Annotated in this window: 13 protein-coding genes; 6 read left to right on the top strand and 7 right to left on the bottom strand. The window is 71.7% G+C overall.

All coding sequences use genetic code 11. From position 1 onward, the window contains the following. Positions 1 to 20: 20 nt before the first annotated feature. On the top strand, positions 21 to 509 hold the full coding sequence (locus ACH34S_RS25720) for a hypothetical protein (RefSeq protein WP_395955349.1): 489 nt from the start codon (positions 21 to 23) through the stop codon (positions 507 to 509). Here the strand turns inward: ACH34S_RS25720 and ACH34S_RS25715 are convergent. The 5 genes from ACH34S_RS25715 to ACH34S_RS25695 form a co-directional block, all read right to left on the bottom strand. Further along, positions 436 to 1,221, bottom strand: coding sequence for a BTAD domain-containing putative transcriptional regulator (locus ACH34S_RS25715; protein ID WP_395955348.1), 786 nt, complete (start codon positions 1,219 to 1,221; stop codon positions 436 to 438). The genes ACH34S_RS25720 and ACH34S_RS25715 overlap by 74 nt on opposite strands. Positions 1,222 to 1,412: 191 nt before the next feature. Further along, on the bottom strand, positions 1,413 to 2,681 hold the full coding sequence (locus ACH34S_RS25710) for a DEAD/DEAH box helicase (protein WP_395955347.1): 1,269 nt from the start codon (positions 2,679 to 2,681) through the stop codon (positions 1,413 to 1,415). Between the two features lie 446 nt (positions 2,682 to 3,127). After that, positions 3,128 to 3,331: a cold-shock protein gene (locus ACH34S_RS25705; RefSeq protein WP_131964235.1), complete on the bottom strand. Its 204-nt coding sequence runs from the start codon at positions 3,329 to 3,331 to the stop codon at positions 3,128 to 3,130. 425 nt (positions 3,332 to 3,756) lie between these two features. Continuing rightward, positions 3,757 to 4,365: a GAF domain-containing protein gene (locus ACH34S_RS25700; RefSeq protein WP_395955346.1), complete on the bottom strand. Its 609-nt coding sequence runs from the start codon at positions 4,363 to 4,365 to the stop codon at positions 3,757 to 3,759. Positions 4,366 to 4,484: 119 nt separating this feature from the next. Next, the gene (locus ACH34S_RS25695; RefSeq protein WP_395955345.1) at positions 4,485 to 4,910 is read right to left on the bottom strand and encodes an STAS domain-containing protein; all 426 of its coding nucleotides are present in this window, start codon (positions 4,908 to 4,910) and stop codon (positions 4,485 to 4,487) included. Between the two features lie 360 nt (positions 4,911 to 5,270). On the opposite strand from ACH34S_RS25695, the gene ACH34S_RS25690 reads away from it, so the two are divergent. Then, the gene (locus tag ACH34S_RS25690) at positions 5,271 to 5,759 is read left to right on the top strand and encodes a DUF5994 family protein (RefSeq protein WP_395955344.1); all 489 of its coding nucleotides are present in this window, start codon (positions 5,271 to 5,273) and stop codon (positions 5,757 to 5,759) included. Between the two features lie 202 nt (positions 5,760 to 5,961). Next, positions 5,962 to 7,668, top strand: a complete 1,707-nt coding sequence (locus ACH34S_RS25685) for a SpoIIE family protein phosphatase (protein WP_395955504.1) — start codon at positions 5,962 to 5,964, stop codon at positions 7,666 to 7,668. A 60-nt stretch (positions 7,669 to 7,728) separates the two neighbouring features. Here the strand turns inward: ACH34S_RS25685 and ACH34S_RS25680 are convergent, their stop codons facing one another. Beyond that, positions 7,729 to 8,658 carry a LysR family transcriptional regulator gene (locus ACH34S_RS25680; RefSeq protein ID WP_395955342.1) on the bottom strand — a complete coding sequence of 310 codons (930 nt, stop codon included), beginning with the start codon at positions 8,656 to 8,658 and terminating at the stop codon, positions 7,729 to 7,731. 212 nt (positions 8,659 to 8,870) lie between these two features. On the opposite strand from ACH34S_RS25680, the gene ACH34S_RS25675 reads away from it, so the two are divergent. Both ACH34S_RS25675 and ACH34S_RS25670 read left to right on the top strand, forming a co-directional pair. Continuing rightward, complete coding sequence (locus ACH34S_RS25675) at positions 8,871 to 9,194, top strand: UBP-type zinc finger domain-containing protein (RefSeq protein ID WP_395955341.1); 324 nt, start codon at positions 8,871 to 8,873, stop codon at positions 9,192 to 9,194. 700 nt (positions 9,195 to 9,894) lie between these two features. Further along, positions 9,895 to 11,055, top strand: coding sequence for a N(5)-(carboxyethyl)ornithine synthase (locus ACH34S_RS25670; RefSeq protein ID WP_395955340.1), 1,161 nt, complete (start codon positions 9,895 to 9,897; stop codon positions 11,053 to 11,055). A 29-nt stretch (positions 11,056 to 11,084) separates the two neighbouring features. Here ACH34S_RS25670 and ACH34S_RS25665 read toward each other — a convergent pair whose 3' ends face one another. Continuing rightward, entirely contained in the window at positions 11,085 to 11,654 is a 570-nt protein-coding gene (locus ACH34S_RS25665; RefSeq protein WP_395955338.1) for a hemerythrin domain-containing protein, read from the bottom strand. 230 nt (positions 11,655 to 11,884) lie between these two features. Here ACH34S_RS25665 and ACH34S_RS25660 point away from each other — a divergent pair, with 230 nt between their 5' ends. Next, entirely contained in the window at positions 11,885 to 13,090 is a 1,206-nt protein-coding gene (locus ACH34S_RS25660; protein ID WP_395955337.1) for a hypothetical protein, read from the top strand. Positions 13,091 to 13,093: the final 3 nt, after the last annotated feature.

Below are 13,093 nucleotides of genomic sequence, written 5' to 3'. Positions count from 1 at the left end.
ACGCGAGAAAGGTGTGCGAGATGCAGTATCAGAAGCTCGCCCGAATGGTGGCCGTGCCTGGACTGGCACTCACCATGATGGCCACCCCGGCCATGGCCGCGACGGCCCAGGCCGCCCCGGCGGCGCCGGCGCCGCAGACCGCGGTCAAGCAGGCCGACGCCGCGGCGCCGACAGCCGCCCTGGCCGCCGTCAAGCGGATGAGCAGGAAGTGCTCTAAGCCCAAGGGCAAGAAGCTCAACATCTCCTTCGCGCCGGGCAGGCAGTCCACGACCTTCTACTTCAACAATCACTGCAGCCACAAGGGCTACATCAAGGTCCGCACGTGGACCACCGGCAAGCCCAATTACAAGACCACGTGCATCCGCGTCAACGCGAAGACCAAGGGCAAGAAGAAGGTCTGGCACGTCGGCGGGCATGCAAGGCATCGGCCATCGCTCAATCGAGACGGGCGATCGGCGATGCGACGGACGAGAGTTCGCCATGCAGAATGCTTCGATGAAGCCGGCTGATCGAGGCCCCGGGCTCCACGCCTAGCGCGGCGACCAGTCGCGTCCGGACGGTCGTGTAGCGTTCGAGCGCTTCGCCCTGCCGCCCGCTGCGGTACAACGCGACCATCAGCAGGCTCGCGATCTGCTCATCAAGGGGATGTTCCTCGGCGAGCCCGGCGAGAAGCGGCACGGTCTCGTCGTGCCGCCCTAACCGGAGCCTCGCCTCGGCGCAGGCGAGCGTCGTCGTCAGCCTCTCCTGGTCCAGCGTCATGCGGACCCGATCGGCCCACGCGCCGGTGACCCCGGCGAGCTGCGCGCCCCGCCACATCCCCATCGCACGGTCGAGAAGGCGGACGGCCATCGCGTCCTCGCCGTCCCAGACACGCTCGCGAGCCTGGCAGACGGCGCTGCGGAAGCGATGGACGTCGATGTCCTCGGGGGCGGCGAGCAGCACATATCCGCCGTACCGCCGTCCCACGCGCTCTCGCTCGGCGGCGTTCCCCGACGCCTCGGCGAACGCCGCCCGCAACCGCGCCGCGAGGGTGTACAGCGCGGCCTGCGGATGGCGGGGGAGCGACTCGTCCCAGATCCGGTCGATCAGCACGGCGTCGGGAATTGTCTGGTTCGGTTCCCAGGCCAGCATCGCCAGCAGCCCCCGGGCCCGTCCGGACCTCAGGACCGCTTCGCTTTCCCCGAACCGCGCGGTCACCGAACCCAGCAGTCGCACTTCCACGGCCCACTCCCCACCACTCGGCAAAGACAAGGCCCACCCTGACGACCGCCCTCCAGGACGTACAGGTGCCAGAGGTCTATCTCGTCGCAGGAAAAACCGGCCCGTAGTGCCGCGGCACTACGGGCCAGATGCGGAAGCCCGGCTACGCCAAGCCCGCAGGAGATGCTGGGGAAGTGGGCCTCGGCCTCACGTCAGGTGTTGAGGGACGAAGCGCGGCGGCGCGGCTTGCGATTGGGGACGACATGCGCGTCTGCGTGACGGGGGCCGGACGTGCGGGGGCGCGCTTTCCGCGGTGTGGTGGTCTTCGAAGTGGTGGTTTTCGAAGGCGCGGATTTCGGCGCGGTGGTCTTCGGAGCGGTGTCGCCCTGTGGTGCGCGGGCGCCGGTGATGCGGGTCAGGTCCTGGTCACCGGGGTTGAGGCGGGTGGTGTGCGCGGTGACGCCGGCCTTGGTCATGAGGTCGTTCATCTCGCGGCGCTGGTCGGGGAGGACGAGGGTGACCACGGTGCCCCGGCGGCCCGCGCGGGCGGTGCGCCCGGCGCGGTGGAGGTAGTCCTTGTGGTCGGCGGGCGGGTCGATGTTGACGACGAGGTCGAGGTCGTCGATGTGGATGCCGCGGGCGGCGACGTTGGTGGCGACCAGTACCGTGACGTCCCCGGCGTGGAAGCCGTTCAGCGCGCGGTTGCGCTGTGACTGGGTCTTGCCGCCGTGCAGCGCGGCGGCGTGGACGCCGCGGGAGGCGAGCTTGCGGACGAGCCGGTCCGCGGCGTGCTTCTTGCCCACGAACATGATCACCCGGTCGTCGCGGGCGGCGATGCGCACGGTGGTCTCGTGCTTGTCGGCGTCGGCGACATGGAGCACGTGGTGCTCCATGGTGGTGACGGCCCCGGCGGGCGGGTCGACCGAGTGGGTGACCGGGTCGCTGAGGAACCGGCGGACGAGCTGGTCGACGTTCTTGTCGAGGGTCGCGGAGAACAGCATCCGCTGGCCGTCGCGCGGGGTCTGCTCCAGCAGCCGGGTGACCTGGGGCAGGAATCCCATGTCGGTCATCTGGTCGGCCTCGTCGAGCACGGTGATCCCCACCCGGTCGAGCCGGCAGTCGCCGCGTTCGATGAGGTCGGTGAGGCGTCCGGGGGTGGCGATCAGGACGTCGGTACCGCGCCGGAGGGCGTTCGTCTGCGGGGAGATCGACACGCCGCCGACCACGGTCGTGAGCCGTACGCCGACGGCGTCGGCGTAGGGGGCGAGCGCGCCGGCGACCTGCTGGGCGAGTTCCCGGGTGGGGACCAGGACCAGCGCGAGGGGCGCGCGGGGTTCGGCGCGGTGGCCTGCGGTGCGGGCCAGCAGCGCCAGGCCGAAGGCGAGGGTCTTGCCGGAGCCGGTGCGGCCGCGGCCGAGGACGTCCCGTCCGGCGAGCGCGTTCGGCATGGCCGCGGCCTGGATCGGGAAGGGGGCCGTCATGCCGCGGCGGGTGAGGGTCGCCAGGAGCGGTGCGGGCAGGCGCAGGTCGGAGAACGACTCGACCGCGGGCGACGATGGGAGCGACGTCGCCGGGTCCGCCGCGGGGGCCGAGCGGGGGCCGGATGCGCGGCGGCGGGGACCGGAGCCCGGGCGAGGTTTGGTAGCGCGCCCTCGGGCGGGTGACTGGGGATTGCGGGACAAGGTGGAGCCTTCCTCGAAGCGGTGCGTGTCGAGGAAGTGTTCCGCCGTGCGGGCTCGCGCCTCCCGAATGGAGGGCGGCGGAGAATTCTCAAGAACGAACCGGAGTCGCCCGGCGGCGTACGCGCCGCGGGGGCATGGTGCGAAACTATCGGTGGTCTTCAGGACGAGCGGGCCGGCCGTGGGCCATGGCTCCGGGCGCGTCCCGCCGCGGAGGCCCTTGCGGGCCCCCGCGGCGAACCGGTTGATCAGGACGGTACGATGTTCTCCGCCTGCGGGCCCTTCTGGCCCTGGGTGATGTCGAACGTCACCTTCTGGCCCTCTTGCAACTCGCGGAAGCCCTGCGCCGCGATGTTGGAGTAGTGGGCGAAGACGTCGGCGCCGCCGCCGTCCTGCTCGATGAAGCCGAAACCCTTTTCGGCGTTGAACCACTTGACCGTACCGGTGGCCATGTCGTCTCCTTTTGTTCTGTCCCGGCCGCACACCGTGTGCGGTCGAGGACGCCGCGATGGCCCATCCGGAAGGTCCAGAACAACAAAAAATGCGCCTGAGGTCAGATCCGACAGGCGCATGAACATGTCTATGGGAACCGCAACTACTCGAACACTATCACACGCAACGGGGCCGGGGTCGTGACGGGTTGTGAACGGGCTGTGATTTCACGATTGTCGGAATTCCCGCGACGTACACGAGAATCTTCAAGCCTAGGGGGCCGATGCCAAGCCCGCGCAGAACGCCGGTAGAGAATATGGATCGCGCGCGTTTCCGCTGGGCAAAGGGCCGGCTGTTTTCTGAAAGGTGTGCAGAACCCGATCCGAGGCGGCGGTCAGGTCGTCTTTGGGGGTGTCCTACCGCCCGGTGGTCACGCTCCGTCGCGTCACGTTCGCGTGGCCCGGGGCGGTGGCAGAGCGATGATCTGCGCTTCCAGGGGGTCCGCCGGGACGGCCGCGCGCTGGTCCTCGGCGAGCTGGATCAGGCGGGCGGAGGTGTCGGCGAACAGCAGCAGCTGGCGGGCGATGGACGGGCTGAACGGTTCCGCGCCCGGCTGGCCGAGGACGGCGAGCACGCCGCGCGTGGCCTCGCCGGTGTCCAGCGGCAGGATCAGGATCGGACCTGCCGGCAGGGCGCTGAGCGTCTGGTCGGCGACGATCCGCGCGGACAGGGCCCGGCGGGAGCTGAACGCCCGGCCGAGCATCGATCGGCCCCGCCGTACGGTCAGCCCGTGTACCTGCTCGCGGCCGACGCCGACCGCGACGTCGATCCGCAGGATGAGGGCGTCGTCGGCGGGCAGGGCGATGAAGGCCAGCGGGACGCCCGCCATGACGCGGGCCTGCTCCGCCACCAGGGTCAGCAGTCCGGGCAGGGTGATCCCGTTCAGCACCGCCGCCATCAGGTCGAACGACGCGGCCAGGCGCCGGTTGTTCTGCGCGCTCCGCGGCTCGTTCGGCGGCCCCCAGCCGCTGATCGCCAGATCGTCAGTGTTCATGTCGTCATCCCGCTCTCCTCGTCCGCCGGGCGTCGGCCCGGTATCGGCCCGGCCGAGTTCGGCGCCGGACGGGTCCGCCCGTCGCGTTGGATCGCCCGCGTGGCCGCCGACGCCCGCGGTCAAGCCGCGGCCGACCGTGCGCCCGGGCCGGCGGTCCGCGCCGCGGCCACGGAGGAGCGGACGGTGAAGACGCGGAGGAGTCCGGTGGCCCGCAGCAGCCCCTCCATCCGGGGGCGCGGGGCGGCGAGGACCATGGTCCCGCCCTTGGCCTCCGTCCGGCGGCGTGCGCCGGCGAGCATGGCCAGCCCGGACTCGTCGCAGCGCGTGACGCCGGCCAGGTCGATGATCACGTACGCGCCGGCGTCACGCAGCGCGACGTACAGGCGTTCCCGGAGCGGCGTGGTCGAGGCGGCGTCGAGGTCGCCGCTGAGGGTGATGACGGTCTGGTCGGCGAGCCGTTCGCTGGTCAGCCCGGCCTTGTGCGAGACGTTCCCGGTGAGGGGACGGACCTCGGCGGTTCGGGTGGGCTGCTGTTGCGGCGTCATTGCGCCGGACCTATCTGGCCCCGAAGAGGACCGAGTATCGAGAAACAGGGGGACGCGGGCTTGGCCACCCGCATCGAGAAACCCTCGTCACGATGAGTCTACGCTCTCGCCTTGCCATCGCTCCATGACCGCGGAGCCCGTGCCGCCTGCCGGGGTGACCTGCGCATCCCGGCCGCCTTCCGGCGATGACCGGCCGGCGCCGTCAGCGCCCGGCATGGCAGGCCGATCAACTCCGGGTGCGCACATTGTGTGACGTATAATCGCGGGTGTCAGGGGCATTTCGCGCGCGGGCCGCCATGCCGGCGCCGTCCCCGGCGGTACACGATCCGGTTCCGCACGGACCGAGAACGGGGCCCATCCATGGCCCGCGACACCGGACAGCTCGTCTACCCGCCCCCCACGACCACGCCACCCGAACTCAAGGTGCCGCCGGCGCCACGGCTTCGCCTGGCCCCCGGCCAGGCGGGACGCGGGGTCATGGACGGTGGCTGGTGGCCGAGATCCCGCGACGCCGTTGCCGAACTCACCGACCTGCTGACCGCGCTGACCGGGGTGGGCGAGCCGCCGGCCGCGGCCACCCGCGTGACCATCGACTTCGACGACTGGGACGAGGTCCCGCTCCGCATCACCGTCCTCGGCCGCGAGGTCGGCGTGGGCTGGCTGGCCTACCGCGACCACATGGTCGCGATCACCCGCGGGCGTGCGACCCCGACCCTGCTTCTCGTCGTCCCGCCCGGAGCGCCGCCGTCGTCGGCGGAGGCCGCTCTGGCCAGATCAGCGGACGAGGCCGGTGACACGTTGCCGCAGGAGATCCTCGCCTCCTGCGACATCTCGCCCCGCCGCGGCTGAGCCGCCCGGCATCGACGACCGCGCCGGTGCCGCACCTGTGAAGAGTCCTCGCGACCTCGCCGCCGTCCCCGGTGGGGGCCTGCCGGCCGCCGCGCGGCCGGATCCGGTGCCCCGGGCGCGTCACCGGCCCGAAGCGTGACCCGTGCCCAGGGTGTCCGGGCGGAGCTGAAGGGAATGGGCCTGGTGTCCGATCCGGGGGGTGATGATGGCCGGACAGGTGGACGATCGACCGGGTACGACCCATGACCGTCTGGTGGAGGCGATGAACTCCGGGGTCCTCGCCACCGACGAGTCCGGCCGGGTCACGGCGTGGAATCCGCGGGCGCAGCAGCTTCTCGGCCACACCCGTGACGAGGTGCTGGGTAGGCCGGTGCACCGGCTTCTGCACCGGGACGCCGAGGGCCACGTCCCGCCCGAACGGGACTGCCGCCTCATGCGTGCGCTCCGCACCGGCGTCCCCGACCACGGGGACGCCGACAGATTCGCCCATCGCGACGGGCGGCTGGTGATGTGCTCGTGGTCGTCGGCGCCGATCTACGCCGGCGATCCGGACGGGCCGGGGGCGGGGCCGCCGGCCGGGCTGGTCCTGGTGTTCCAGGACGCCGCCGACCGGGTCGCGGTCGAGCGCGAGCGGCGCGACCGGCTGGCCCAGGTGCGGCGGGCCAACTCCCGGCTGAGGCTGGTCGCCGAGATCACGACGGTGCTGGCGTCCACCCTCAACGAGGAGGAGCTGCTGCGGCGGCTCGTCCGGCTGGTCGTGCCCGCGCTCGGTGACTGGGCCGAGGTCGACCTGCTGATCCCCGACGGCCGCGTCGAGCGGGTCACCACGACGCACCGCGAACTGTCCGCCGCCGACATCGCCGGGCTGGAGGGGCCGCTCCCGCCGCTACCGCGCATGCCACAGGGTCCGCTGGCGCGGGTGCTGCGCGGCGGTGGCACGGTCGTGGTCGGCGCCGGGGCCGACGTGCGCTCCGACGAACCGCTGGACGCGGCCCGGCACGAACTCTTCCAGGTCATGGACGCCCATAGCGCGATCATCACCCCGCTCGCCGCCCGCGGCGAGACCTACGGCGCGCTGACGCTGGGCTACTCGCGTCCGGGACACGGCTACGGGCCCGACGACAGGCTCGTCGTGGAGGACGTCGCGCGCCGCACGGGCCTGGTCCTGGCGAACGCCCGCCTGTACGCCGAGCAGCGCAACACGGCCGAGGCGATGCAGCGCAACCTGCTCACGCCGCTGCCGCAGCCGGGCGAGCTGCGGCTGGAGGCCAGATACGTGCCCGCGGCGCAGGTCAGCTGGGTCGGCGGCGACTGGTACGACGCGTTCGCGCTGCCCGACGGCGGCACCGGGCTGGTCATCGGCGACATCGAGGGCCACGACCTGCCCGCCGCGGCCCGCATGGCCCAGGTCCGCAACATGCTCAGGGCCCTGGCGTGGGACATGGCCGAGCCGCCCAGCGCCGTGCTGGCACGCCTGGACGGCGTCATGGCCGCCGTCAGCGATGCCGAACTCGCCACCGCGGTGTTCGGCCGCGTCGAAGAACAGCCGGGCGGGCGATGGCACCTGCGCTGGTGCAACGCCGGCCATCCACCGCCCCTGCTGATCACCCGCGACGGCGGTACGCAGTTCCTGGACGAGCACGGGGTCCTGCTCGGCGACCCCGACCTCACCGGGACCCGCCCCGACGGCACCCGTGACCTCCCGCCGTCCTCGACCCTCCTGCTCTACACCGACGGCCTCGTCGAGACCCGCGACTCCGACCTGTCCGACCGTCTCACCAGCCTCCGCCGCCACGGTTCCCACCTCGCCCAGCTCCCCTTGCCGGACTTCTGCGACAAGCTCCTGGAGCGGGTGGAGCCCAGCGGCGAGGACGATGTCGCGCTGCTGGCCGTCCGCATCCCGGACTGACGTCCCCGCGCGCCGTGCGCCGCCGTGCCGAGCAGTTCACAGGGAAGGCGTACTCCGGGGTCAGTCCGCCGTGGAGCCCGGGGTGACCTGGTCGGGTGTGGTGAGCCAGCCGAGTCGTGCGGAGATGGCGCGTGCGCAGCTGACGATGGCGGCGACCTGGCCGGAGTCGTCGTCGGCGCGCCACAGGACCGACCAGGGGTAGTAGGACGCCGGGTCGGTGAGCGGCCGCCACAGGGTGCCGGCCAGCGCGCCGACGCACGAGGACGGCACGCAGTACAGGCAGCGCCCCTGGGCGACCAGGTCGGCGGCGGCGCGGATGCTCTCGACCGTCCCCGCGTACACCGTCGGTGTGAACCCGGCGGCCCGGCACAGTTCGACCGTGAACTGGTTGAACTCCGGGGCTCGGACCTCCTCGGCGAGCAGCAGCGGTTCCCGGGCCAGGTCGGCGACCGGCACCGCGTCCAGGCCGGCGAAACGGTGTCCGCGCGGGATCAGGACGCCGAGCGGGTCGTGCCGGAACACCTGCGAGGCGATCCGGGGCGGGGCGAGCGCGGCGCGGCCGATGCCGACGTCCAGCCGGCCGCCGGCGAGCAGCTGGTACTGCTCGGGCACGCCCGCCTCGATCTGGTGGACGACCAGGCCGGGGTGGCGCGCCTGCGCCTCCTGGAGGATCTGCGGCATCGAGTCGTAGCTCGCGTCAATGATCCCCACACGCAGGGCGGGCGCCGCGCTGCCGGCGTTCCGGGCGGCCGCGACGGCCCGGTCCACATGCGCGAGGATCTGCCGGGCCTCGACCAGGAACGCCGTGCCGGCGGCGGTCAGCGCGACATGGTGCGTGCTGCGTTCCAGCAGCCGGACCCCCAGCTCACGCTCCAGCCGCTGGATCTGCTGGCTCAACGCCGACTGCACGATGTGCTCCTGCGCCGCGGCGCGGCCGAAGTGCAGCTCGTCGGCGACGGTCACGAAGTAGCGCAGCTGTCGCAACTCCACGACCGGCACCTCCCGCACGAGAGCATACGGACGCGGCCGATCGGCAGGAACCCTCCGCCGGCCCGCGCGGGTTATGGGCGCTGGTGATGGGTTCCGCTCGCCTTGACGGTTTCCGGCCGGCGGCGGCGGCGGTTGACTCGGCGATACCGGATCCGGGATCCACCGGCCGGACACGGAGATCGCCGGGAGGGCGGCGGAGAGGAGCACCTGCGATGGGCACTGACCGCCGCGACGGACATCTCCAGATGGCATCCGTCTTCCCGCTCGGCCCGAACGGATCGGCGCCGCGTTGCGAGCACCTCGACGGGCTGGCGCCGGTGACCCCGCGGTCGGACCGCTGCACGGGGTGCCGAGCGCTCGGCGCCGCCTGGACGAGGTTGCAGGTCTGCCTGAACTGCGGCTGGGTGGCATGCTCCGACGACTCACCCGGCCGGCACGGCCGAGCGCACTACCAGGAGACCGACCATCCCGTCGCCGGCGCCCTGGAGCCCGGATCCGCGTGGAGATGGTGCTACGTCCACCGGCGCGAGGTCTGACCCGCCCGGCGGGCCGCCGCGGGCATCGTCGATCAGGTCGTGCCGGGCCGGCCGATTCCAGGCCGCCCCCGGTCCGTGGCCGGGACGGCGCCGCAGGGGGCCAGCACGATCGCCCCTGTAGGACCGCGTGGACACGCTGGAGCGCCGTCCCGGACGGCCACGGACGGTTCGGCGGAGAAGCGGTGCCGCCGGACAGGCGGCGGCGTCGACGGAGCCGCACGTGAATCCGGTGCGGCGCCGGTGACGTGCTCGGCGATCAGGACGTCCTCCGATCCGGAGCGGGACGGCTGATCCGGAGCGGGACGGCCGAGCCAGGGCCGTCCGCCGCGGTGAGGGACTGCTCTCCGTGCATCGGACGGCCCCGGTGGATCAGCGCGGCCCCAGCAGTGACCGGCCACCGTCGAGCCAAGCCCGGTGACCTCTCCGGGGACACAGGCGATCGGCGAACGGCTCATCACGATGGCTGATCGGCGGCCCGGCGGGACGCCGCCGGGTCCGCGGACGGGCGGCGTGCGCGTACACTGCGGGCGTCCGGCAATGACGGCACCGCGCTCGCGGTCGACCCGCACTCCGGCGACCCCGGCCGCCGGAGCGGTCCTCCTCATCTGATCTTCGCAACGCTCGGAGACCGCATGCCCGCCCGAAGCCATGCCGGAGGGGACGCCTCATTCCCCCACCGCCTCGATGTCCTGACCGCCAAGTGAACGGCGGCGGAACGCCAACCTGGCCGACGCTGGGAATCACCGCGCGGTCGGGCAAGGAGAACGAGCGCCGGCAGCCGATCCACCCGCTGCACCTCGAACGCCTCGACCCCGCCCTCCGCTCGCGCGTCCATCTCGAACGCGGATACGGCGAACGATTCGGTGTCCCGGACGAGCAGCTGGCGCCGCTTGTCGCCGGGTTCCTCTCCCGCGATGAGCTCATCGCCCGCTGCGACGTCGTCCTGATCCTCAAACCCCAGCCCGGCGACCTCAAGCAGATGCGCCCGGGGCAGACCCTGTGGGGCTGGCCGCACTGCGTCCAGGACCCGGAGATCACCCAGCTCGCCATCGACGGGCGGCTGACGCTCATCGCGTTCGAGGCGATGAACCACTGGACGTCCGACGGCGGGTTCGCCCTGCACGTCTTCCACAAGAACAACGAGCTCGCCGGGTACTGCTCAGTGCTGCACGCCCTCGCGCTGACCGGCGCCACCGGCGCCTACGGGCGGCGGAGACGCGCCGCCGTCATCAGCTTCGGCGCGACCGGGCGCGGCGCGGTCACCGCCCTGAACGCGCACGGCGTCCACGACGTGGACATCCTGACGCAACGCGGCGTGAGCGCGGTCGGCTCGCCGATCCACTCGGCCCGGATCGTCCACTTCGATCGCCACCCCGAGGACCCGGCGCGCACCCGCGTCCTCACCGACGACGGCATGGTCCCGGCCGCCGAGTACCTCGCCCGGCACGACATCATCGTCAACTGCGTCCTCCAGGACCCCGGCAAACCCCTCATGTTCGCCGCCACCGACGACCTGCCGCTCTTCCCCTCAGGCGCCCTTGTCGTCGACGTGTCCTGCGACGCTGGGATGGGTTTCGAGTGGGCCCTCCCGACCTCGTTCGACGACCCCATGTACACGGTCGGCGGCAACGTCCGCCACTACGGCGTGGACCACAGCCCGTCCTACCTGTGGGACTCCGCGACCTGGGAGATCAGCGAGGCGCTGCTGCCCCATCTGCGCACGGTCCTCGACGGCCCCCCGGACCGCAGGACCGGCGAGATCATCGAGCGGGCCGTGGAGATCCGCGACGGCGTCGTCCAGAACCCCGACATCCTGTCCTTCCAGCACCGCTCGCCCACCTACCCGCACTCCCGGCTCTGACGGCCGCTCTTCGTGCGCTCGGCGGCTGACTAGCGGTCGCGGGCGTCGCGGATCAGGTCGCGGACGCGGTCGACCATGGCGGCCATCGGGCCCGCGAGCATGTTCTTGGTAGCGGTCTCGGTGCCCGGGTGCGGATGTGTGGGGGCGGTCGCCTCGGCGGCGCGGACGGCGGCGGCCAGGCCCTTCAGCTGCGCGGGAGTGAACTGGTCCTTGAGCCGGTCGAACTCGTAGCGTTCCTCGGCGCGTGCGTGGGTCAGGACGTCGAGGCGCAGCTGGTCGATCGATTTGAGAAACGCCGGGTCGCCGGTGTCCATGCCGTCCAGTTCCGACAGGACCTCCTTGGCCTCGCGCTCTTCGGCGAGGCGGTCGTCCACGATGCCGTCGCCGCCGGGGAGCCGTCGCGCCATCGGGTGGATGATCTCCTCCTCGGCGGTCTCGTGGACGGCCAGGAGCCGCCTCAGCTCCGCGAAGGCGTCCTTGCGGGCCTGCCCGTCGGAGTTCATCACCTGGTCGAACAGGTCGCGGATCCGGCCGTGCTGGGCGCGCAGCAGGTCGATCACGTCCTCGGTGGTCCGGGCGTCGGTGGGTGTGGTCTGCATGGGCCCTCCTGGTCGTCATGGCCGGCGCCGGCGCCGGGCCGGTCCGCGGGATCGCGACGCGGCGCCCATTACCCGCCGTCCGGTACCCGCCGTCCGGGCGGCTAAGCGAGCCGGATGCCAGGCGTCCGCAAGGATCGTGTCCACGATCCGGAAAGCGTGTGCGGAATCGAGATGCGGGGGTAGGGGCCGGATCCGCCGAGATGATCCGACCCACAAGGAGGGCGAGCCCGGTGGCGTTCAACCCGCTCGAACACCGCGGTATCCCGCTCGACGACCAGCTGCGCAACTGGAGCCAGCTGGACGTCGCACCCGTCGACCCCGACCATTCCGATCCCTACACCCGCTGCCGGATCATCACGATGAACGGCATCGAGGTGGAGGCGATCATGTTCAGCCACCACTTCAACCGGGTCTGCCCCGACATCGAGGTCAAGCAGCAGCTCGCGAGGGTGCGCTTCATCGAGCAGCAGCAGCAGAAGGTCGTGAACTGGCTGCTCCCCGGGCAGGCGTCGGTGCTGGAGACGACCATCGCCTACGAGCAGGTCGCGGTCGACCTGACCGGCTGGGTCGCGCGGCAGGAACCCGACCCCTACCTCAAACAGGCCTACCAGTTCGGCCTGCTGGAGGACTTCGACCACCTGTACCGGTACGCCAACCTGTACGAGATGATCGAGCACCGCAAGGCCGAGAAGATCGTCGACCAGCTCACCGAGGTCACCCCGGGACGGCCGACGCGGCTGCACCACCGCGACCCCGTCGACAACATCCGCGAGCCGTACGACCGGGAGGCGGCGGCGCCGATCTCGAAGCTGCACGCGCTGACGATCATGTCGGCCGAGCAGCAGACGATGAACTTCTACATGAACGTCGGCCCGATGTACATGGAGCCGATCGCGCGGCAGCTCTACCAGGAGATCGGCTTGGTGGAGGAGGAGCACGTCACGCACTACGAGTCGCTGGTCGACCCGGGCGAGACGTGGTGGGAACGGCTGGTCAACCACGAGTACAACGAGTGCTACCTGTACTACTCGTTCATGCAGACCGAGTCCGACCCGCGCGTCAAGGGGATCTGGGAGCTGCATCTGAACATGGAGCTGGAGCACCTGCGGATCGCCTGTGACCTGATGCGCCGCCACGACGGCCGCGACCCCGAGTCGGTGCTGGCCCGGGAGCTGCCCGAACCGGTCACCTTCGAGCCGAACAAGCAGCTCGTCCGCGAGCTGCTGGCCACCCAGATCGACTGGACCACCCTCGGCACCGGCTACGTCCAGGAGGCGCACCGCAGGTTCGAGGAGTACCAGGACAAGATCAACGCTGAGCGCCCGCCGTCGGAGCAGATCATCGACGACCACCGCGACAAGTTCGGCGACGAGTACCGCCTGGAGACCGAGGGGCCCCACCCCGTCGAGAGTCTCCGCGACAGGCCAAGGACGTAGATC

The organism is Actinomadura sp. 3N508, from assembly GCF_044326375.1.
Lineage (GTDB): Bacteria > Actinomycetota > Actinomycetes > Streptosporangiales > Streptosporangiaceae > Spirillospora.
Note: the sequence above shows the minus strand (reverse complement) of the source record. Positions and strands in the feature narration are given on the sequence as shown.